This window comes from Pseudomonas sp. S3(2024) (genome assembly GCF_036861315.1).
Lineage (GTDB): Bacteria > Pseudomonadota > Gammaproteobacteria > Pseudomonadales > Pseudomonadaceae > Aquipseudomonas > Aquipseudomonas putida_A.
Window position 1 is genome coordinate 394440 of the sequence record NZ_JAZAQQ010000006.1, and the last position, 20550, is coordinate 414989.

The window sequence follows — 20550 nt, forward strand, 5'->3', positions numbered from 1 at the left end:
CGCCAACGATGAATATTGCGGAACAGTTGAATTCAACTCATCAATCGGCCAGTTGATCGTTGAACCATTCGAGCATCTGCGCCACCGCCGGACGCTCCAGACGCAGCCGCTCGCAGACCAACGCGTATTGGCCGAGCGCGGTCATGCTCGACGTGAAAGGACGCACCAGCCGCCCGCTGAGCAAGTCCTCCTGCGCGGTAAGGTTGTCGCCCATTGCCACACCCTGCCCCTGTGCCGCCGCTTCCAGCGCCAGACCGGCATGGGCGAAATACAATTGGCGCTGCGGGCGCAGATCGCCGGCGTGACTGGTCAGCCAGGCGGTCCAGGTCTTGCCGTCCTGATCGTCGTGCAGCAGGCAGTGGCGCGCCAGGTCTTTCGGGGTTTTCAGGGTGTCCTGATTGAACAGCCCCGGGCTGCATACCGGGAAGAACTGCAGCGCCGGCAACGGCCGTACGAAGTAGGCGCTGCTGTCCACCGGGCCGGTGCCGTAGGTGATCGCCAGGTCAATGTCTTCGCCCGGCGCGCTGGCGTCGATCGGCTGTTCGTAGAGATGCAGGGTGATGTGCGGATAGCGCGCGTAGAAATCGGTGAGGCGGTTCATCAGCCACTTTTGCGCCAGCTCGGCGGTGACCGCCAGGCGCAACACCGCCAGCGAGGAAGGATCGCGCAGTTCATCACAGGCCTCGCCGATCAGTTCGAAGGCCTGTTGCAGGCTCTGCATCAGGCGTCCGGCGGCGATGGTCGGGCGAATCTGCCGGCCTTCGCGGATGAACAGCGAGACGCCGAGCTGCTCTTCGAGTTGACGGATCTGGTGGCTGACCGCGCTGTCGGTGACGCACAACTCGGCGGCAGCCCGGCCGAAATGCGCGTGGCGGGCGGCGCATTCGAAGGTTCGCAGGGCCGCCAGTGAGGGGAGTCTTCGCATGGGTTGGGGTGCCTTTTTTGGGGACATGCTGACCGGGCCTTGAGCAGGCGTCCAGTGGCACCGCGTTATCGTTCTTCGCGAGCAAGCCCGCTCCCACATTTTGAAATGCGTTCCCCTGTGGGAGCGGGCTTGCTCGCGAAGGCGTCAACATGATCACCACAAATCTTCTAGGCTCAACCGCACCCACTTCAGCCAACCGGAGGCCCAACATGCACCTCGAAGGCTCCTGCCATTGCGGCGCCGTCACTTTCAGCCTGACCAGCGCCCATCCCTACCCCTATCAACGCTGCTACTGCTCGATCTGCCGCAAGACTCAAGGCGGTGGCGGTTACGCGATCAACCTCGGTGGCGATGCGGCCAGCCTCAAGGTTCAGGGGCGCAAGCACATCAGCATCTACCACGCGAAGATGAAGGAAGCAGGTGAAAAACGTGCCCATCGCAGCACCGCCGAGCGGCATTTCTGCTCACAGTGCGGCAGCGGCTTGTGGCTGTTCAGCCCGGAATGGCCGGAGTTGATTCATCCATTCGCCTCGGCCATCGATACGCCACTGCCGGTGCCGCCGCAGCACACACATTTGATGCTGGGGTCGAAGGCGTCCTGGGTCGAGGTGGATGCGAAACCCAAGGACAAGCAGTTTGCGGTGTATCCCGAGGAGTCGATTGCGCAGTGGCATGAGCGGTTGGGGTTGGTCAAATAAGCAGGGGGTTGTGTTGTGATTGATGGCTCTATCGCGAGCAGGCTCACTCCTACAAGGGAATGCATTCCAAATGCAGGAGTGAGCCTGCTCGCGATAGGGCCCAACCTGTCTACACAAATCAGTCCAGATGCGCCCAGGTCATCCGGAACGACGCCCCACCCCACACTGACTCCCCGACCTCGACCTGCCCGCCATGGGACTGCGACACCCGCCGCACCAGCGCCAGACCCAGGCCGAAACCGCCGGTACGCCGGTCGCGACTGGCATCCAGCCGCGAGAACGGCTCGAAGATTTTCTCCCGACCTTCCACCGGCACACCCGGACCGTCGTCGTTGACCCGCACTTCGTAGTAATCGCCGCTGCGCACCAGCGTCACTTCGACACGGCGCTCGGCATAACGAATGGCGTTGCGCAGCAGATTGATCACCGCCCGCGCCATAAAGCGCGGCTCGATGCGTACGGTGTCGAGCAGGCAATCACCAATCAGCAACTGCACCCCCGCCGCTTCCGCCTCCAGCGCCACACTGCCGACCACGCTGTCGAGCCAGTTGGCGGCTTGAATGTTTTCGCACTTGATCACCGTCGCGCCGCGTTCGAGGCTGGCGTAGGTCAGCAGCTCGGAGACCATTTCTTCCAGCTCGCCGAGGTCGGCGTACATGTCGGCGATCAGTTCGCGGTTCTGACTGGCGTCCGGCTGTTGCTTGAGCTGGTCGAGTTCGAACGACAATCGCGCAATCGGCGTACGCAGTTCGTGGGACACCGCGTTGGTCAGCTCACGCTGATTGGCGATCAAACTCTCAATGCGCGCCGCCATCAGGTTGAAGTGTTCAGCCAGATCGCGAATGTTCGAGCGCTTGGACAGTTGAATGCGCACCGACAGGTCGTTGTCGCCAAAGCGCTCGGCGGCCAGACGGAGTTTTTCCAGATCGCGCCAGTGCGGACGCACCCAGAAAAACAGCACGCAGCCGATCAGCACGGCGATCATCAAATAGGCACCGGCAATGTAGAACGGCATCAGGCTGGGTTCGGCGGGCAAGCGGATGCTGAGCAGTTGCGAGCCGCCGTCGATGGCTGAAATGTATTGGGTGTATTTGTCGCGGATCACCAGCAAGCCTTGAGCAAGCTCGGCTTTTTCCTCGTCGCTGAGCGCCAGTTGATCGGCTTCGACCAAGGTCAATCCCAAGCCATAGTGCGGGCGCAGGGCCTGCAGTTGTTTTTCACGGGCCGGGCCGTCGAGGTTGCGCAGCAACTCCCCCAGCGTCCAGGCCTGACCACGCACCGCCTCGCGGTTGTAGTCCTGCATCTGATAGTCGAGCAAGGCATCGAACGTACGCTCGACAGTCTGCAACGCCAGGACCAGGCCCACCGTCATCACCAGAAACAGCCCGAGGAATAACCGCAGCATCTACAGCTCCCACGCGAACGGATTGAACAGATACCCCTTGCCCCACACGGTCTTGATGCACACCGGTTCGCGTGGGTTGTCCTTGAGTTTGTTGCGCAACTTGCTGATGTACACGTCGACGCTGCGGTTGAGCCCGTCGAAGGCGATACCGCGCATGCGGTTGAGAATGTCATCGCGGGACAGGGTTTTGCCGGCGGCGCTGGCCAGCAGCCACAGCAGCTCGAATTCCATGGTGGTCATTTCGATGATCTCGCCAGCCAGCCGCACTTCGCGGCAGCTGCGGTCGATGCTCAAGCGGCCGAATTCCAGCGCACTGACCACGCCGACCTCCGGCATCTGCCGACGCTGCAAGGCGCGTAGCCGGGCGAGTAATACCGGCGGCTTGATCGGCTTGATCACGTAATCGTCGGCGCCGGATTCCAGGCCGAGAATGTGGTCGAGGTCGTCTTCCTTGGCGGTGAGGATCACAATCGGCGTGTCCGACACGCTGCGAATTTCCCGGCACACGTGCAGCCCGCTCTGCCCCGGCAGCATCAGATCAAGCACCACCACTTTGGGCTGGAATTCGAGAAACGCGGCCACTGCCAGATCACCGCGATGCACCGCGCGCACCTCGTAGCCATGCTGCTCGAGAAAGTGCGCAATCAGCGTGGCCAGACGTTCATCGTCTTCGACCAGCAGGACTTTGCCAAAACCCAGGTTATCCATAACGACCGTCTGCCAACCCATGTGTGAAATGGTCGACAGTATGGCGGGATTCGTCGGAGAGGCGTTGTTTCGGGCAGCAAAAACCGGCCGCAGGGGCCGGTTTTCGGTGATATTTCATACTCTTAAGAGTTTTTAACAGTTTGTGTTTCAGGCCGCGGCCGGCACACCACTGTGAAAGCGGAATTCTTCATCCGGCGACTCGATCAGCTCCTGCTCGGCCGCACGCACCTTGTCGATCACCTGAGCGATGTCCTTCGCGTCGCCGTACTGGTAAGCCAGTTTCAGATAACCCTGGAAGTGCCGCGCCTCGCTTTTCAGCAGGCCGAAATAGAACTTGCCGAGTTCTTCGTCCAGATGCGGCACCAGCGCTTCGAAACGCTCGCAACTGCGCGCTTCGATAAATGCGCCGACCACCAGGGTATCCACCAGTTTCACCGGCTCATGGCTGCGCACCACTTTGCGCAGGCCCGAGGCGTAACGCCCGGCGTGCAGCTGGCGCAGCTCGATCTTGCGGCGTTTCATGAGGCGCATGACTTGTTCGTGGTGCACCAGTTCTTCCCGGGCCAGACGCGACATCATGTTGATCAGGTCGACGTGGGAATGGTACTTGGCAATCAGGCTCAACGCGGTACTGGCGGCCTTGAACTCGCAGTTCTTGTGGTCGATCAGCAGGGTTTCCTGATCGGCCAGTGCCGCCTGGACCCAGGCGTCGGGCGTGCGGCAGCCAAGGAATTCGTGGATTTCGGGAAGGATCATGGGGCTCACGGTAAAAAGTGTACGAGCAAAGGCCGCCGATTATACCGGCCTGCCCGCAGACCACCAGTCGCAGGCGTTGATATGTATCAAGTCGCAGGCGCATGAGCAGCAACTATAGTTGTGCAACGCCGTGCCTTTTCTTTGCTGGAGACTCCGCTCATGCAAGCCATTCGCAGCATTCTGGTGGTCATCGAACCCGAACATTCGGAAAGCCTGGCGCTCAAGCGCGCCAAGCTGATCGCCGGCGTGACCCAGGCCCATCTCCACTTGCTGGTGTGCGACCGCAAGCACGACCACGCCGGCATGCTCGGCGTGCTCAAAGCCGCGCTGCTGGCGGATGGCTACAGCGCGACCACCGAACAGGCATGGAACGAGAGCCTGCATGAAACCATCATCGATGTGCAGCAGGCCGAAGGCTGCGGGCTGGTGATCAAGCAGCACTATCCCGACAGTGCGCTGAAAAAGGCTCTGCTGACGCCGGCGGACTGGAAACTGCTGCGCCACTGCCCGACCCCGGTGCTATTGGTAAAAACATCCACTTCCTGGAAAGACCGGGTGATTCTTGCGGCCGTGGACGTGGGCAATGCCGATGGCGAACACCGGCATTTGCACACCACGATCATTGATCACGGCTACGACATTGCCAGCCTCGCCAAGGCGCATCTGCATGTGATCACGGCGCATCCGTCACCCATGCTCTCGGCAGCGGATCCGACCTTTCAACTCAAGGAAACCATCGAAGCGAGGTACCGCGAGCAGTGCAAGGCATTTCAGGCCGAGTTCGATGTGGATGACGAGCACCTGCATATCGAGGAAGGCCCGGCGGATGTGCTGATTCCGTTCATGGCGCACAAGCTGCAGGCGGCGGTGACCGTGATCGGCACCGTGGCGCGCACCGGGTTGTCGGGCGCGTTGATCGGCAATACCGCCGAAGTGGTGCTGGATGCGCTGGAAAGCGACGTGCTGGTGCTCAAGCCGCAGGAGGTTGAGGATCATCTGGTGGAGTTGGCGGTGAAGCATTAAGGACTGCGGCGTTTGAAAGTCAGTCTTCGCGAGCAAGCCCGCTCCCACATTTGGAATGCAATCTCCTGTGGGAGCGGGCTTGCTCGCGAAGCTTTTGATCTTCAGGCGCCGAAGGCGTCTTTCAGGAAGCCGGGGGCGATGTAGCGCTGATAATGCGCTTCCGACAGCAGGAAGAATTCCCGATCAATGGCATCGCGCAACTCTGGCAGGTTCCAGTCGCGGAACTCCGGCAGCAACACCATCCCGTAGGCTTCCAGATTAATGATCACCCGCGCCCCGCGTGCAATCAGCTGATAGGCCCAGCAATATTCCGACTGATGCGGCACGAAGCGGATCTTGCGCTGCTCCAGCTGTTGGCGCAGGCGCGCCGGATCGAAGATCTCGACCTTGCTCGCCATCACTTGTGACAGCAATTGCTCCAGACGCAACCACACCGCACGCTTTTCCTCCTCGCCGTAACCATTCCAGTGGATCACTTCGTGGTGGAAACGCTTGCAGCCACGGCACACCAGATCTCCGTAAACAGTGGAGCAGAGGCCGACGCAGGGGGTCTTGATGGTCTGATTGGGCATAAATTGGCAAAACACTGAAACGCGGAACAGGCCGGCATGTTAGCCCTTTGTCGGGCATTGATCACCCCTCAAACGTCAGGGGCAAGCGCTGGCTCGCGGTTTGCCTCGCCCGCGCACAACGCCACCAAAGTCCAATAGAGCGCGACTTACCTTTAAATTTTTTTTGCCGTAGAATCAGCCAGCCTTTTAAGGCGCCAATGTCCGTTAGAAGCTGTTTTCAAAGCGTCACGAGCACAGTCGTTCCTTCAGAGCGGTGTTGGCGAAGGGTTTTTCCAGCGGGGAAAAGCCCAACGCCAACCCTCATCAGCTCCCCGTTCTGCAGGCGTAAAACTTTGAAAGCAGCTTCTGTAAGGAATTGCCGGTAATTCTGGCCAAACGACCCACAACGTCGTGCGGTGCATGAGTACGGCAATTTCGGGATGAGCGTCCCGGACACCCATTTGGGACCACTGATGAGGGTAATAACTGTGCTTGAAGCCTACCGCAAACATATCGAAGAGCGTGCAGCCCTGGGTATCGTTCCCCAGCCGCTTAACGCCGAACAAACTGCAGGCCTGGTCGAGCTGCTGAAGAATCCTCCGGCTGGCGAAGAAGCCTTCCTCGTTGACCTGATCACCAATCGCGTACCACCAGGAGTGGACGAAGCCGCTTACGTCAAAGCCGGTTTCCTGTCGGCCCTGGCCAAAGGCGAAGTCACCTCCCCTCTGCTGGACAAGAAGCGCGCTGTAGAACTGCTCGGCACCATGCAGGGCGGCTACAACATCGTGACTCTGGTTGAACTGCTGGACAACGCCGAGCTGGCGCCAGTGGCTGCCGAAGAACTCAAGCACACTCTGCTGATGTTCGATGCCTTCCACGACGTGGCTGAAAAAGCCAAGAACGGCAACGTTCACGCCAAGGCCGTGCTGCAATCCTGGGCTGACGGCGAGTGGTTCAAGAAGCGTCCTGTCCTGGCCGACAAGATCAGCCTGCGCGTATTCAAGGTCACCGGCGAAACCAACACCGACGACCTGTCGCCTGCACCAGACGCCTGGTCGCGTCCTGACATCCCGCTGCACGCCCTGGCCATGTTGAAAATGGCCCGTGACGGCATCGTTCCGGACGAGCAAGGCAAGACCGGCCCGATGAAGCAGATCGAAGAAATGCGCGGTCAAGGCTTCCCGATCGCCTACGTCGGTGACGTGGTTGGTACCGGTTCCTCGCGTAAATCGGCGACCAACTCGGTGCTGTGGTTCTTCGGCGACGACATCCCTTACGTGCCGAACAAGCGCGCTGGCGGTTTCTGCTTCGGCAGCAAAATCGCTCCGATCTTCTACAACACCATGGAAGATGCCGGCGCACTGCCAATCGAGTTCGACGTGTCGAACATGAACATGGGCGACGTGATCGACCTTTACCCGCACGCTGGCAAAGTCTGCAAGCACGGTACCGACGAAGTCATCACCACCTTCGAAATGAAGACCCCTGTGCTGCTGGACGAAGTCCGTGCCGGCGGTCGTATTCCGCTGATCATCGGCCGTGGCCTGACCGAGAAGGCTCGCGCCGAACTGGGTCTGCCGGCATTCGATCTGTTCAAGAAGCCTGAAGCACCGGCTGAAAGCACCAAGGGCTTCACCCTGGCGCAGAAAATGGTCGGCAAGGCGTGCGGTCTGGCGGAAGGCAAAGGCGTTCGTCCTGGCACCTACTGCGAACCGAAAATGACCACCGTCGGCTCTCAGGACACCACCGGTCCGATGACCCGTGACGAACTGAAAGACCTGGCGTGCCTGGGCTTCTCCGCTGACCTGGTGATGCAGTCCTTCTGCCACACCGCGGCGTATCCGAAGCCGATCGACGTGACCACCCACCACACCCTGCCTGACTTCATCATGACCCGCGGCGGCGTTTCCCTGCGTCCGGGCGATGGCATCATCCACTCGTGGCTGAACCGCATGCTGCTGCCGGACACCGTAGGTACCGGTGGTGACTCGCACACCCGCTTCCCGATGGGCATCTCGTTCCCGGCCGGTTCCGGTCTGGTCGCGTTCGCCGCTGCCACCGGCGTCATGCCGCTGGACATGCCGGAATCGATCCTGGTGCGCTTCAAAGGCAAAATGAAACCTGGCATCACCCTGCGTGACCTGGTTCATGCCATTCCTTACTTCGCCATCCAGAACGGTCTGCTGACCGTCGAGAAGAAAGGCAAGAAAAACGCCTTCTCCGGCCGCATCCTGGAGATCGAAGGCCTGGAAGGTCTGACCCTGGAACAGGCGTTCGAACTGTCCGACGCCTCGGCCGAACGTTCGGCTGCCGGTTGCACCATCAAGCTGTCGAAAGAGTCGATCACCGAGTACCTGCAGTCCAACATCACCCTGCTGCGCTGGATGATCGGCGAAGGCTACGGCGATGCGCGTACCCTGGAACGTCGCGCGCAAGCGATGGAAGCCTGGATCGCCAACCCTGAGCTGATGGAAGCCGATGCCGACGCCGAATACGCCGAAGTCATCGAAATCGATCTGGCCGACATCAACGAGCCGGTACTGTGCGCGCCGAACGATCCGGACGACGCCCGTCTGCTGTCCAGCGTGGCTGGCGAGAAGATCGACGAAGTGTTCATCGGTTCGTGCATGACCAACATCGGTCACTTCCGCGCTGCCGGTAAACTGCTGGATCAGGTCAAGGGTCAGCTGCCTACCCGTCTGTGGCTGTCGCCGCCGACCAAGATGGACGCTCACCAACTGACCGAAGAAGGCTACTACGGCATCTACGGCAAGGCCGGCGCACGCATGGAAATGCCAGGCTGCTCGCTGTGCATGGGTAACCAGGCACGCGTTGAGCCGAACAGCACCGTGGTCTCGACGTCGACCCGTAACTTCCCGAACCGTCTGGGCGACGGCGCGAACGTCTACCTGGCTTCGGCCGAGCTGGCGTCCGTGGCTTCGATCCTGGGTCGCCTGCCGACCGTCGAGGAGTACATGGAATACGCTGGCAAGATCGACAGCATGGCGGCCGATGTCTACCGCTACCTGTCCTTCGACCAGATCGCCGAGTTCCGTGAAGCTGCTGCGAACGCCAAGATTCCAGTCGTTCAAGCCTAACGTTACAAAGCAATAGAAAACGCCGCCCATCGTGAGATGCGCGGCGTTTTTTTATGTCTGGGGACCTGTGGGAGCGGGCTTGCTGGCCTGCTGCACCGCACCATCGACGCTCAGCCCGCTGAGTATCACCCCGTTGGCCGTTACCTCCGGCAACGCCTCCAACACGGCCAGCGCCTCATGCTTGAGTCGCGCCAGAATCAGGCGCTTGCCCTCCTGATGCACCCGCAGGAAGAACTCCTGGATCGCCTCAATGCTGGTGCCGTCCAGATCCGGGGTTTCCTCCAGACTGAGAATCACCGTGTGCAGCGCCACGTCCGAATGACGAATCAAGTGCAAAGCTGCACCAAGAACTCGCTCGACGTTAGCAAAGAACAACGCCTCACTGGGCCGCACAATCAGCACTCCCGACTCAGTCACCGCCGTTGGGTGACGCTGCAGATCGACAAAATCATGCCCGCCGTCGATCCGACCGAGCACCTGAATGTCCGCCGCCGACATCTGTTTGAGCATCAGCAACACGCTGATCGCCACCGACACCAGCAAGCCGTCGAGAATGCCCAGCACCAACACCGCCCCCACCGCGCACAGCACCAGCAGCCGATCCCGGCGCCAGACGAAATAGCGCCCCAGCGGCTGCAGACTCAAGCCCCGCGCCAGCGCATGAACCACGATGGCCGCCAGAATCGGCTCCGGTGTCAGGGCGATCCACGGCAGCACCGTCAGCACGATCACCAGCACCACCAGCGCCGCCACCCCACCGGCCCAGCGAGAAGTCGCGCCAGCGGCCTCGTTCGCCGACGTTGCCGAATACCCGGCCCCCGCCAGCATGCCATGGAACAATCCGGACAACAAGTTCGCTGCGCCGAGCGCCAGCAGATCGCGGTTGGAGGTCACACGATCACCGTGCTTGAGGGCGAACGAACTGATCGAGCCGTACGACTCGGCGTACAGAATCATCACCAGCGCAAACCCCACCTCCCCCAGCCGCAGCCAGTCGGCAAACGGCAGCACCGGCAGGCTTGGCACCTCCAGGCTCAGGTCGATCAAACCGATCATGCTCACGCCATGAGCCGGCAGGTTCAGCCATTGCCCGACCACAATGCCGATCACCACCACCAGCAAACCGCCAGGCACCCGTGGAAAGCGCGAGAACAGTCCCAACAGCAGCAACGCCACCGCTGCGACGGCCGCCGCCGGCCAGTTCCACTGCGGCAGTTGTTCGAGCAGTTGCGGGGCGAAGCGCACCAGATTGGCATCGGTCAGGTGCACGCCGACCACGCTGGCGACCTGCTTGAGGATGATGGTCAGCGCGAGGCCGAAAGCGAAGCCGCGCAGTACCGGTTTGGCGATAAACGCAGTGACGCTGCCAAAACGAAAGATCCCCGCCAGCCAGAACAGCCCACCAGTGACCAGCACCAACCCGACCGCCAGCGTCGCGCGCAACTGCGGGTCGCCATTGGCCATGGTCGCCGTGGCCGCCGCCAGCACCGCTGCCGAGGATGACGTAGCGGAAACAATGGCAAAACGGCTGGTGCCAAACAGCCCATAACACAGCAACCCGGCAAACAGCGCAATCACCCCGGCCTGGGGCGCCAGTGCGGCGATGGTCGAATAGGCGACCGCTTCGGGTAATAGCAGGCCGGCAATCGATAGACCGGCGAGGATGTCCTGCCAGCGATTGGGTGGCTCTACTGATTGGGGCGAGCTCGACAATCCACTGTCTCCAGACGAAAAAAAGCCGCTGTGCGTATCACGCACAGCGGCCACTGTAGCTGAGTTTCTGGCGCTTTGGCTTACGCCGTCAGCGAATAAATCACCGCCGAAATGGCCACCAGACCGACCAGGGTAACGAATACGTTCGACGCCTGACCGCGATAGCGCGCCATCGCCGGTACTTTACGAATCGCGTACATCGGCATCAGGAACAGGATCGCCGCAATCACCGGACCGCCGACGGCCTCGATCATCCCGAGAATGCTCGGGTTCAGGGTTGCAACGATCCAGCACACCACCAGCATGAACGCCGCGACGATGCGATCCAGCGCTTTGGCGCCCGGACGCTTGCCGCTCTTGACGATCAGGCCCTTGAGGCCTTCGCTGGCACCGATGTAGTGGCCGAGGAACGACTTGGAAATCGCCACAAAGGCAATCAACGGCGCCGCAAAGGCGATGGCCGGGTTGCTGAAGTGGTTGGCCAGGTACGACAGGATCGACAGATTCTGCGCCTTGGCTTCGGCCAGTTGTTCCGGCGACAGGGTCAGCACGCAACTGAAGACGAAGAACAGCACCATCACCACCATCAGCAGGTGGGCGCGGCAGAGGATCTGCGAGCTGCGCTGCTCCGCATTGGCACCGTAACGACGCTTCTGGTCCACCGCGAAGGCCGAGATGATCGGCGAGTGGTTGAACGAGAACACCATCACCGGAATCGCCAGCCACAGTGTGTGCAGCAGTGCCGACGGTGCCGGCACTTGCGAAGCGGTGGTGAGAATGCCGCCATTCCAGTGCGGAATCAGGTACACCGCGAGGAACAGCAACGCGACGATGAACGGATACACCATCAGGCTCATCGCCTTGACGATCGCCTGCTCGCCGCAACGCACCACGGCCAGCAGGCCGAGGATCAGCACGAACGACAGCAGCGCGCGCGGTGGCGGCGTGATGTGCAGTTGGTGTTCGAGGAAGCTGGCGACCGTGTTGGTCAGGCCGACGCTGTAGATCAGCAGGATCGGGAAGATGGCGAAGAAGTACAGCAGGGTGATCAGCGCGCCGGCCTTGATGCCGAAATGCTGCTCGACCACCTCGGTGATGTCGGCGCCTTCGCGACCGGAGAGCACGAAGCGGGTCAGGCCGCGGTGAGCGAAGAATGTCATCGGGAAGGCCAGCAGCGCGAGGATCACCAGCGGCCAGAAGCCACCCAGACCCGCGTTGATCGGCAAAAACAGGGTACCGGCGCCAATGGCCGTCCCGAACAGTCCCAACATCCACGTGGTGTCATGGCGATTCCAGCTCGACAGTTCAGCTGGTGCTGCCGCTTCATAGCGTGCGTCGACGCTATTGGCCTGATCATTCATCCGGTCGGATCTCCGCATTCCGGTCACTTGCCACTCGGTCAGGACGCGTCGGAAAAAACCGACAGACATGCTCCGGCCGAAACAGGGGCGCGATTCTCCGCGATAAATGAGCAGAAGCAAAGACTTAGCTGAGGAATGGTTGTACGGAGCAGATCAGCGGGTTGTCGTTTTCGGGAAAATGGCTGTCGGCTCCGGATACGTGAGATGTCGTTTTCCGGCAAGTTTCAATGGAATACGAGCGGGAAGACTTGATCAGATTGATCGAGCCAGCATGAATCCGAGTGACATGCAAAACAGGCCGAACGCCAGCATTCCCCAGATTGGGTACATATCGCCCTTGTTTTTGATGCGCATTCTTTCTTCCCACTCATCGTGCTCACGTTCCAGTTGTTCCATTCTGGCTTTGCGATCATAGGTACTCATGTGGATTTTCCTTTGGATCATGGGTCGGACGGTTGTGAAACGAACAATCAAAACTTGAAGAAAACACCTGCTGCTGCGGTGATTGCTGTCACCACCCCAGCTATAACTGCGAGCGGATATAAATTTGTCTCTCTCTTAAGCTTTTTCCTCCGCCAATAGCTTTTTCCTCTCGGCCACAAGCTTTCTTGACTCATTCTCCAGCCTGTCGAGTTCCAGATTTTCAAGATCGTTCTTGAGCATTTGCCTTCCTTGGCTGTTGGCAGTCACCGCCCGAGCTACTGTATGCCTCATCATTTCTTGTTCATCGGCAGCCGCATAGCAGACGCATCCGCCAGATTCGTAGGCAAAATCCGCGAAAAACGTAGGTAGCCTCGTACAAAAACAGCGGCGAGCTCATCACCCCACACTTTCAATCTGGCCGACATGTTCTAGCGTGAGAGGAGTCCCTGCCCCACGGAGTCTTTGCCCATGCCCCTCGTCCGCGTCGAAATCAAAAAACACTCTGACCCCACCTTCGCCAAACGCATCGGCGAGCAGATCTACGCCGCCATGCGCAGCACCATCAACGTGCCGGAGCACGACAACTTCCAGATTCTCAACGAGCACGACGGCGAACATTTCATATTCGATCCGCAGTACCTGGGCATCCAGCGCAGCGATCAGTTGGTGATCATCCAGATCACCCTCAATGAAGGGCGGACGCTGGAGCAGAAAAAAGCCCTGTACCAGACCATCGCGCACAGCCTGAACACCCAACTGGGCATTCGCATGGAAGACGTGTTCATCAATCTGGTGGAAGTCAAAAAGGAGAATTGGTCGTTCGGCAACGGCATCGCTCAATACGCCAGTTGACAGCCCTTCGCCGCCGCCAGCATGATCGGCGGCATGAACGTTCGCCCGCTGTACCTCACCCGTACCACCACGACCGCCACCGGCGGGTCGTGGTGTTGCTGCCTGAGATGAATCCAGCGCAGTGAACCCAAGGCCCCGCCAGCAATGGACGGGGCCTTGTTGTTTCTCCCGTCCGTGCGGCTTTTGCAGCCCTCAAGGAGAAACATCATGTCCGCAGCATTGTTGATCATCGATATGCAGGTCGGTCTGTTCCATGGCCCGGAAAAACCCCACGACGGCGAACGTGTGCTCGCCAACATCCAGCAGTTGATCCGCCAGGCACGCCAGCAACACGTGCCGATCTACGCCGTGCGCCACACCGGCCCGACAGGTTCGCCGATTGCCGCCGGCAGCCCCTTCTGGCAATTGCTGCCGGAACTCGATCTGAATGCCAAGTCCGACCATGTGTTCGACAAATCCAGACCCAACGCATTCCACGGCACGAATCTGGCGCAGCAGCTCAACGCTGCGCAGATCGACGACCTTTACCTGGTCGGCATGAAGACCCAGTTCTGCATCGACGCCACCTGCCGCGCCGCTGCCGATCAGGGCTTCAAACCGTTGCTGGTGGCCGACGCCCACACTTGCATGGACACCCCGGCATTACCCGCCCACGTCATCATCGAGCACCATAACGCCACCCTCGGCGGAGCATTTGCACGGTTGATCAACAGCGCCGACGTGAGCTTCTGACGAAGCGCCCGCGCGCTCCCCGTTTCAGCTCCTACACTGGCTGAAGCGGGGCTGCGGCCACCATTGCCAAACCGCTCTGGAATCAGCACTCTGACACGACTTTCGCGACCACACCGTCATAGATCACAGGAGCCGCGCAATGCCCGCCACCGTTCTGGTACTGGTTGAAACCATCAATGACTATCTGCCGATTCTCGAGCATCAGGGTTTTCACCTGATCCTCGCACCAACCCCTGCCGAACGTGCGCAAGCCATCGCCAGCCACGGCGCACGGATCGACGCGGTGCTGACCCGTGGCCCGCTGGGACTGACCGCTGAGGAAATCGCCGCCCTGCCGGCGCTGAAAATCATCACCGTGATCGGCGCCGGTTATGAACACGTTGACCTGCAGGCTGCCAGCGATCGCGGGATCACCGTGACCAATGGTGCCGGGGTCAACGCCTCGTCGGTGGCTGATCATGCGATGGCGATGCTGTTGGCGCTGGTGCGCGACATTCCGCGCTGCGACGCGGCGGTGCGCCGGGGTGAATGGCCGAAGATCATGCGCCCGTCGCTGGCCAATAAACGCCTGGGCATTCTCGGCCTGGGCGCGGTGGGCATGGCGATTGCCAGGCGTGCTCACCTCGGTTTCGACATGCAGATCAGTTATCACAACCGTCAGTTGCGCAGTGATGTGCCCTATACGTTCTGCTCGACGCCGACCGAACTGGCGCGCGCCTCGGACTTTCTGATCGTCGCCACGCCGGGCGGGATTGGCACCCAGCATCTGGTGACTCGCCCGGTGCTCGACGCCCTCGGGCCGAACGGTTTCATCGTCAACATCGCGCGGGCCAGTGTGATCGCCACCGCTGAGCTGATCAGCGCCCTTGAGCAACGGCGGATTGCCGGCGCCGCACTGGACGTGTTCGATCACGAACCGCAGGTGCCGGATGCGCTGAAAACCCTGAGTAATGTGATTCTCACGCCACACGTCGCCGGCCTGTCACCCGAGGCCACCCAAGGCACGGTGGAACTGGTGGGAAAAAACCTCGTGGCGTTCTTCTCAGGGCAACCGGTGCTGACGCCCATCGCCCTGCCTCCAAGGCTCAACAACCAGCGCGTGCATTGAAAAAAGCCGGCAGCGCCCTGCTGCCGTACCTATTCGAAACGCTGATTATCCTGCAACACGCTAACCTATAAGACCGCTGCGCGCTTGTGGCCGCCCGAGTGCGCCATTAGATTAGCCAATGATGTCTGGCCTCCAAAATAAGCAGAAGGGATAAGCATGGCGCTTACTGACCAGTCCACCCGTATCCGCTCTGGCGAAGAACTCGATGCCAGCCTGATCGATCCGTACTTGAAGAAGCACATTCCGGGGCTGACCGGCACGCCGCAGATCAGCCAGTTCCCCGGCGGTGCGTCGAACCTGACTTACCTTCTGGAATACCCGCAGCAGGAGTTCGTGCTGCGCCGGCCGCCGTTCGGCCACAAGGCCAAATCCGCCCACGACATGGGCCGCGAATTCCGCATCCTCAATCAACTGCGCGACGGTTTCCCCTACTGCCCGAAAGCCTACGTGCACTGCACCGACGAGTCAGTGATCGGCGCCGAGTTCTATGTGATGGAACGGGTCAAGGGCATCATCCTGCGCTCCGACCTGCCGCCAGAACTGGGCCTCGATGCAGCGAAAACCGAAGCGCTGTGCAAGAGCTTCATCGACCGTTTCGTCGAACTGCACCGGGTTGACTACAACGCCTGCGGCCTCGGCGATCTGGGCAAGCCGGAAGGCTACGTCGCCCGCCAGATCAAGGGCTGGAGCGAGCGCTACGAAAAAGCCCTGACCCCGGATGCGCCGCACTGGGAGAAAGTCAAAGCCTGGCTCAACGACAAGATGCCGGCCGACCATCCGACCTCGAGCATCGTCCACAACGACTATCGCTTCGACAACGTGATCCTCGACCCGAACAACCCGATGCAGATCATCGGCGTGCTCGACTGGGAACTGACCACCCTCGGCGATCCGCTGATGGATCTGGGCAACACCCTCGCCTACTGGATTCAGGCCGATGATCCGGCACCGGTGCAACTGATGCGCCGCCAGCCGAGCCACGCCCCGGGCATGCTGACTCGACGCGAATTCGTCGATTACTACGCCGAACGCTCGGGCATCCGGATCGACAATTTCGACTTCTACTACACCTACGGCCTGTTCCGTCTGGCCGGCATCGTGCAGCAGATCTACTACCGCTTCTACCACGGCCAGACCCAGGACAAACGCTTCGCGCAGTTCATTCACATGAACAAACTGCTGGAGCACATGAGCCTGCAGGTCATTGCGAAATCGAGCCTCTGACGGCCCACACCAAGGAACCCTTATGTCCAAGACTCAGTTGTTCGACCTCGACGGCAAAATCGCATTCGTCTCCGGCGCCAGCCGTGGCATCGGTGAAGCCATCGCCAAACTGCTGGCCCAGCAAGGCGCCCACGTGATCGTCTCGAGCCGCAAGCTCGAAGGCTGCCAGCACGTCGCCGACGCGATCATCGCCGCCGGCGGCAAGGCCACCGCCGTGGCCTGCCACATTGGTGAAATGGAACAGATCAGCCAGGTCTTCGCCGGGATCAAGGAACAGTTCGGTCGCCTCGATATTCTGGTGAACAACGCGGCGACCAACCCGCAGTTCTGCAACGTGCTGGACACCGATCTGGGCGCATTCCAGAAGACCGTCGACGTGAACATCCGTGGCTACTTCTTCATGTCGGTGGAAGCCGGCAAGCTGATGCGCGAAAACGGTGGCGGCAGCATCATCAACGTCGCCTCGATCAACGGGATTTCACCGGGCGTGTTCCAGGGCATCTACTCGGTGACCAAGGCCGCCGTGATCAACATGACCAAGGTCTTCGCCAAGGAATGCGCGCAATTCGGCATCCGCTGCAACGCCTTGCTGCCGGGCCTGACCGACACCAAATTCGCTTCGGCCTTGGTGAAGAATGACGCGATCCTCAAGCAGGCGCTGACGCAGATCCCGCTCAAGCGCGTGGCCGATCCGAGTGAAATGGCCGGGGCGGTGCTGTATCTGGCAAGTGATGCATCGAGCTACACCACCGGGGTTTCGCTGAATGTGGATGGTGGGTTCCTGTCCTGATCTCTCTGACAACCCTGTGGGAGCGGGCTTGCTCGCGAAGTCGGAGTGTCAGGCAGCATTGCCTTGAATGACACACCGCATTCGCGAGCAAGCCCGCTCCCACAGGGGTTATCCGTAAGACAGTGACTTTGGGTAATGGCCTGACAAAGTGCACCGGCAAGCACCCCCACAGCACTACTGCGTGACACACCGGGTGGTAGTGATATGCCGGGTGACCTGCTCGTCAACATACATATCGCCCGACACCTGAGTGTTTTCCAGGGTCTGACAGGTACGCACCGGCGGTGGTGGCGGTGCAGCAGGAGGCGGTGGCGGAGGACTGGCGCAGCCGCTCAATAGCGCGACAGAGAAAGCCAGCGACAACGGCAGATACACGCGTTTCCCAGGATTATTCATAGGACGACCCGCGATGAATGGAAGAGCCACTTCCGCAATCGCGCACGAATATCGCGGATGACGGAAGACCTGACCACTCATTCTTTATAGCCGACCACCCTGTAAGCGCCAGTGAAATGGAGGGGGATAAGAGAATTGGCTGTCGATTTTGCGGGGAGTAACTCTGTGTGGGACGGGTACATCAACAAGAATTTTTTGACTGGAAGGCCGCCATCGCTGGCAAGCCAGCTCCCACAGGGGTTGAGTATTCCTGACTGAAATGGGTCAGCTGTCAGGCCGCCTTCGCGAGCAAGCCCGCTCCCACAGTTGGAATGGGTGTGTTCAGTTGTAAATGGGTCGGCTGTCAGGCCGCCATCGCCAGCAGGCTGGCTCCCAGAAGCCCCAGATCAAAAGATCGCAGCCTGCGGCAGCTCCTACACTGGCCGAGTGTCAGCTCGCCGAAAGCTTTTGATCTGAGGGCCCGTCGGCAGGCTGAGTGGAGGGATTTGTCCGGGGGGGGGAGCGCAGCGACCGTTTGGCGCAGCCAAACACAGCGAGAGGAGGTGCAGCGAAGCAAACCGTAGGCGCTGCCCCCGGATGAATCCCGCAGCGAAGGAACCCGAGCCTAAGCGAGGGCCGAACGTCAGGGTAAAGCCCTTTGGTTACTTTGGGGCGTTTGCCAAAGTGACCCGCCGTCAGGGCGGAACCCTAAGTGGCCGTTACCGCAGCAACGGATATACACCCAAAACAAACCAACACCAAAACCCTAGGCCATATCCGGATCCCGAGCAGCCCGCAAAGAATTGCTCTCCAACTCATACCGCAACTCATCCACCAGCGCCGCCACCGACTCAGGCGTACGCAACGCATTGAGCTTCAACCCACTGATCACCAGATCCACCTGCCCCGAATCCGGGTGATACAACTTCACCGTCAGCGAATGATCCCCATCCACTGAACACTCGCACGCCAATGGCGAAAAACTCTGTTCGAGGCTGGCGCGCAACTGCGCAAGATTCATCATGGAGCCTGTTCCTTTAGCTGTTTCGAAGGGAGACGATCCCAAGCCAAACAGGCTCGTATCGCACCCCAACAGACTAAGAACTGCCCTATCTCACCAGAACCTGCATTTGCACCGCATCAGCTAGTGCATTTGCACCTACCGCTGACCCTTCGCGCCGCGCTCGCCAGAAAACAGACCACGTTCCCGCGCCCAGACAATCGCCTCGCTGCGGCTGTGTACATCAAGCTTGGAATACACGGTCGCCACATGATTGCGCACGGTGTTCGGCGCCAGTTTCAGGCGTGCGGCAATCTCCTTGTCAGCCAGGCCTTCGCAGATCAGCGCCAGCACGTCGCGCTCACGCGCCGTCAGGTCAGTGAACGACACGCTCGGCAGTTGCGGCGAGTTGACCTTCTTCACATTGGCCAGTTTTTCGATCAGTGTCCGGCTGAACCACGAAGCGTCTTTCATCACCTCTTCAATCGCCGCCACCAGCTCCAGCTCGGTGCGCTTGCGTTCGGTGATGTCCATCAGCACCAGCAGATAGCACGGCGTGTCCTGAATATTCACGGTGTCGGCAGACACCGCGCACTCCAGCAGATCCGCGTCCTTCTTGCGCACCCGCACATCGACCCGATCCACTCGTCCGCTTTTCGCCAAGGCGGTCAGCAGTCGGGTCCGCGCACCATCGTCGTCAATGAAATTCAGCTGCGTCACGGTTTTGCCGACGACGTCGTCACTCTCGTACGCCAGGGTGTCGAGGAACGCCTGATTGACATCGATCACCTGCTGTTCGTCGGCGGTACAGATCAGAATCGGCACCGGAGTCAGGCGGAACGCCTTGGCAAAGCGCTCTTCACTCTGACGCAGCGCGACTTCGGCCTTGTGGCGCAGCTCCATGTCGACGAAGGAAAACAGCATGCAATCCTCATCATTGAGCACTAGAGGCTGCCCGGCGACGATCACTTGCTTGCTGCCGCCATCGGGCAGGCGCAGTTGAGCCTGCATCTGCGGAATGGTCGCCACATCGCGCAGGCGCTGGATCGCCAGATCCTTTTTTTCGGCCTGTTCGAAGATGTCGATTTCATAGGCCGAGGTGCCGATCACCTGCTCGCGGGTGTAACCGGTCATCTCCAGAAACCCCGGATTGACCTTGATGTAGCGCAAATCGCTGAGGCGGCAGATCACCGCCGGCGCCGGGTTGGCATTGAAGGTCTTTTCGAAGCGCTGCTCGGCGTTGGCCCAATCGGTGACGTCGCTCATGATCAGCACCAGTGACTCCGGCTGCCCTTCGCGGTCGGTCAGCACCATGCTGCGCACACTGTGCACCCAGACCCGTTCCGGGTCATCCACGGCATGCATCTCGATCAGTAGGTCGCTGAACACTTCACAGCGCGCGACGCGGCTGATCGGATAGTTCTCGGGCGGCAACAGATGATTGTTGCGATACCGCAGAGTGAAGCGCTTGGCATACTCATCGGCATTAGTGCCCAGCTCACCGATCCGGCTGACACCGTGCATCGCCAGCGCCGCCTCATTGGCCCAGAGGATGCTCTGATCGAGCTCCAGCAGAATCACCCCGTCGGACAGCCCGGCGATGATCTGCTGCAGCTGGCGACGGTTGGTTTCAGTGGTCAGGACTTCCTGGCTCATTGGATCTCCACAGGGAATTCGCGTGTGAAGATTACGACCGCAGGCGTTCGTGATCGTGCCGAACACTTCAACAACACCACAAATCCCTGTAGGAGTGAGCCTGCTCGCGATAGCGGTCTGTCAGCCACATCAACGCTGACTGACACACTGCT

Annotated in this window: 18 protein-coding genes; 8 read left to right on the forward strand and 10 right to left on the reverse strand. The window is 60.3% G+C overall.

Annotation, left to right across the window (positions count from 1 at the left end):
• Positions 1 to 40 precede the first annotated feature (40 nt).
• Positions 41 to 925: a LysR substrate-binding domain-containing protein gene (locus tag VLA07_RS18065; RefSeq protein ID WP_333990156.1), complete on the reverse strand. Its 885-nt coding sequence runs from the start codon at positions 923 to 925 to the stop codon at positions 41 to 43.
• A 209-nt stretch (positions 926 to 1134) separates the two neighbouring features.
• Between VLA07_RS18065 and VLA07_RS18070 the strand changes: the two genes are divergently transcribed.
• Positions 1135 to 1623, forward strand: a complete 489-nt coding sequence (locus VLA07_RS18070) for a GFA family protein (protein WP_333990159.1) — start codon at positions 1135 to 1137, stop codon at positions 1621 to 1623.
• A 118-nt stretch (positions 1624 to 1741) separates the two neighbouring features.
• Here the strand turns inward: VLA07_RS18070 and VLA07_RS18075 are convergent, their stop codons facing one another.
• From VLA07_RS18075 to VLA07_RS18085, 3 genes are all read right to left on the reverse strand, one after another.
• Positions 1742 to 3028 (reverse strand): ATP-binding protein, encoded by a 1287-nt coding sequence (locus VLA07_RS18075; RefSeq protein ID WP_333990160.1) that lies wholly within the window; start codon positions 3026 to 3028, stop codon positions 1742 to 1744.
• Entirely contained in the window at positions 3029 to 3736 is a 708-nt protein-coding gene (locus VLA07_RS18080; RefSeq protein WP_333990162.1) for a response regulator, read from the reverse strand. It lies immediately after the preceding gene.
• A gap of 147 nt (positions 3737 to 3883) precedes the next feature.
• Positions 3884 to 4492 carry a tRNA-(ms[2]io[6]A)-hydroxylase gene (locus VLA07_RS18085; protein WP_027613173.1) on the reverse strand — a complete coding sequence of 203 codons (609 nt, stop codon included), beginning with the start codon at positions 4490 to 4492 and terminating at the stop codon, positions 3884 to 3886.
• 159 nt (positions 4493 to 4651) lie between these two features.
• Here VLA07_RS18085 and VLA07_RS18090 point away from each other — a divergent pair, with 159 nt between their 5' ends.
• Positions 4652 to 5515 carry a universal stress protein gene (locus VLA07_RS18090; protein ID WP_333990165.1) on the forward strand — a complete coding sequence of 288 codons (864 nt, stop codon included), beginning with the start codon at positions 4652 to 4654 and terminating at the stop codon, positions 5513 to 5515.
• 101 nt (positions 5516 to 5616) lie between these two features.
• Here VLA07_RS18090 and VLA07_RS18095 read toward each other — a convergent pair whose 3' ends face one another.
• A complete protein-coding gene (locus VLA07_RS18095) occupies positions 5617 to 6087 on the reverse strand; it encodes a DUF1289 domain-containing protein (RefSeq protein ID WP_007965774.1) in 471 nt (156 codons plus the stop codon).
• A gap of 467 nt (positions 6088 to 6554) precedes the next feature.
• Here VLA07_RS18095 and acnB point away from each other — a divergent pair, with 467 nt between their 5' ends.
• Positions 6555 to 9164 carry a bifunctional aconitate hydratase 2/2-methylisocitrate dehydratase gene (gene acnB, locus VLA07_RS18100; RefSeq protein ID WP_027613175.1) on the forward strand — a complete coding sequence of 870 codons (2610 nt, stop codon included), beginning with the start codon at positions 6555 to 6557 and terminating at the stop codon, positions 9162 to 9164.
• A gap of 51 nt (positions 9165 to 9215) precedes the next feature.
• Here the strand turns inward: acnB and VLA07_RS18105 are convergent, their stop codons facing one another.
• The 3 genes from VLA07_RS18105 to VLA07_RS18115 form a co-directional block, all read right to left on the reverse strand.
• Entirely contained in the window at positions 9216 to 10877 is a 1662-nt protein-coding gene (locus VLA07_RS18105; RefSeq protein WP_333990169.1) for a SulP family inorganic anion transporter, read from the reverse strand.
• Positions 10878 to 10957: 80 nt separating this feature from the next.
• The gene (locus VLA07_RS18110; RefSeq protein ID WP_027613177.1) at positions 10958 to 12238 is read right to left on the reverse strand and encodes an HAAAP family serine/threonine permease; all 1281 of its coding nucleotides are present in this window, start codon (positions 12236 to 12238) and stop codon (positions 10958 to 10960) included.
• A gap of 252 nt (positions 12239 to 12490) precedes the next feature.
• A complete protein-coding gene (locus VLA07_RS18115; RefSeq protein ID WP_007965765.1) occupies positions 12491 to 12661 on the reverse strand; it encodes a hypothetical protein in 171 nt (56 codons plus the stop codon).
• Positions 12662 to 13129: 468 nt separating this feature from the next.
• Between VLA07_RS18115 and VLA07_RS18125 the strand changes: the two genes are divergently transcribed.
• The 5 genes from VLA07_RS18125 (at position 13130) to VLA07_RS18145 (ending at position 17367) form a co-directional block, all read left to right on the forward strand.
• On the forward strand, positions 13130 to 13513 hold the full coding sequence (locus VLA07_RS18125) for a tautomerase family protein (protein ID WP_330207210.1): 384 nt from the start codon (positions 13130 to 13132) through the stop codon (positions 13511 to 13513).
• A gap of 207 nt (positions 13514 to 13720) precedes the next feature.
• Positions 13721 to 14245, forward strand: a complete 525-nt coding sequence (locus tag VLA07_RS18130; RefSeq protein WP_333990173.1) for a cysteine hydrolase family protein — start codon at positions 13721 to 13723, stop codon at positions 14243 to 14245.
• A gap of 139 nt (positions 14246 to 14384) precedes the next feature.
• Positions 14385 to 15353, forward strand: a complete 969-nt coding sequence (locus VLA07_RS18135) for a 2-hydroxyacid dehydrogenase (RefSeq protein ID WP_139055953.1) — start codon at positions 14385 to 14387, stop codon at positions 15351 to 15353.
• Positions 15354 to 15509: 156 nt separating this feature from the next.
• On the forward strand, positions 15510 to 16577 hold the full coding sequence (locus VLA07_RS18140; protein ID WP_258674866.1) for a phosphotransferase family protein: 1068 nt from the start codon (positions 15510 to 15512) through the stop codon (positions 16575 to 16577).
• Between the two features lie 22 nt (positions 16578 to 16599).
• Positions 16600 to 17367: an SDR family oxidoreductase gene (locus VLA07_RS18145; RefSeq protein WP_007965755.1), complete on the forward strand. Its 768-nt coding sequence runs from the start codon at positions 16600 to 16602 to the stop codon at positions 17365 to 17367.
• Between the two features lie 1141 nt (positions 17368 to 18508).
• Here the strand turns inward: VLA07_RS18145 and VLA07_RS18150 are convergent.
• Together VLA07_RS18150 and VLA07_RS18155 are read right to left on the reverse strand one after the other, a co-directional pair.
• Entirely contained in the window at positions 18509 to 18766 is a 258-nt protein-coding gene (locus tag VLA07_RS18150) for a DUF1652 domain-containing protein (RefSeq protein ID WP_096795930.1), read from the reverse strand.
• A gap of 135 nt (positions 18767 to 18901) precedes the next feature.
• On the reverse strand, positions 18902 to 20398 hold the full coding sequence (locus tag VLA07_RS18155) for a helix-turn-helix transcriptional regulator (RefSeq protein ID WP_333990181.1): 1497 nt from the start codon (positions 20396 to 20398) through the stop codon (positions 18902 to 18904).
• Positions 20399 to 20550 lie beyond the last annotated feature (152 nt).

Excerpts from the sequence above, each read along its gene's own strand:
- VLA07_RS18115 (WP_007965765.1), bottom strand. The coding sequence starts at position 12,661 with ATGAGTACCTATGATCGCAAAGCCAGAATGGAACAACTGGAACGTGAG.
- VLA07_RS18075 (WP_333990160.1), bottom strand. The coding sequence starts at position 3,028 with ATGCTGCGGTTATTCCTCGGGCTGTTTCTGGTGATGACGGTGGGCCTG.
- VLA07_RS18155 (WP_333990181.1), bottom strand. The coding sequence starts at position 20,398 with ATGAGCCAGGAAGTCCTGACCACTGAAACCAACCGTCGCCAGCTGCAG.
- VLA07_RS18110 (WP_027613177.1), bottom strand. The coding sequence starts at position 12,238 with ATGAATGATCAGGCCAATAGCGTCGACGCACGCTATGAAGCGGCAGCA.
- VLA07_RS18130 (WP_333990173.1), top strand. The coding sequence starts at position 13,721 with ATGTCCGCAGCATTGTTGATCATCGATATGCAGGTCGGTCTGTTCCAT.
- VLA07_RS18080 (WP_333990162.1), bottom strand. The coding sequence starts at position 3,736 with ATGGATAACCTGGGTTTTGGCAAAGTCCTGCTGGTCGAAGACGATGAA.
- VLA07_RS18145 (WP_007965755.1), top strand. The coding sequence starts at position 16,600 with ATGTCCAAGACTCAGTTGTTCGACCTCGACGGCAAAATCGCATTCGTC.
- VLA07_RS18150 (WP_096795930.1), bottom strand. The coding sequence starts at position 18,766 with ATGATGAATCTTGCGCAGTTGCGCGCCAGCCTCGAACAGAGTTTTTCG.
- VLA07_RS18095 (WP_007965774.1), bottom strand. The coding sequence starts at position 6,087 with ATGCCCAATCAGACCATCAAGACCCCCTGCGTCGGCCTCTGCTCCACT.
- VLA07_RS18070 (WP_333990159.1), top strand. The coding sequence starts at position 1,135 with ATGCACCTCGAAGGCTCCTGCCATTGCGGCGCCGTCACTTTCAGCCTG.
- VLA07_RS18125 (WP_330207210.1), top strand. The coding sequence starts at position 13,130 with ATGCCCCTCGTCCGCGTCGAAATCAAAAAACACTCTGACCCCACCTTC.
- VLA07_RS18090 (WP_333990165.1), top strand. The coding sequence starts at position 4,652 with ATGCAAGCCATTCGCAGCATTCTGGTGGTCATCGAACCCGAACATTCG.
- VLA07_RS18140 (WP_258674866.1), top strand. The coding sequence starts at position 15,510 with ATGGCGCTTACTGACCAGTCCACCCGTATCCGCTCTGGCGAAGAACTC.
- VLA07_RS18135 (WP_139055953.1), top strand. The coding sequence starts at position 14,385 with ATGCCCGCCACCGTTCTGGTACTGGTTGAAACCATCAATGACTATCTG.
- VLA07_RS18065 (WP_333990156.1), bottom strand. The coding sequence starts at position 925 with ATGCGAAGACTCCCCTCACTGGCGGCCCTGCGAACCTTCGAATGCGCC.
- VLA07_RS18085 (WP_027613173.1), bottom strand. The coding sequence starts at position 4,492 with ATGATCCTTCCCGAAATCCACGAATTCCTTGGCTGCCGCACGCCCGAC.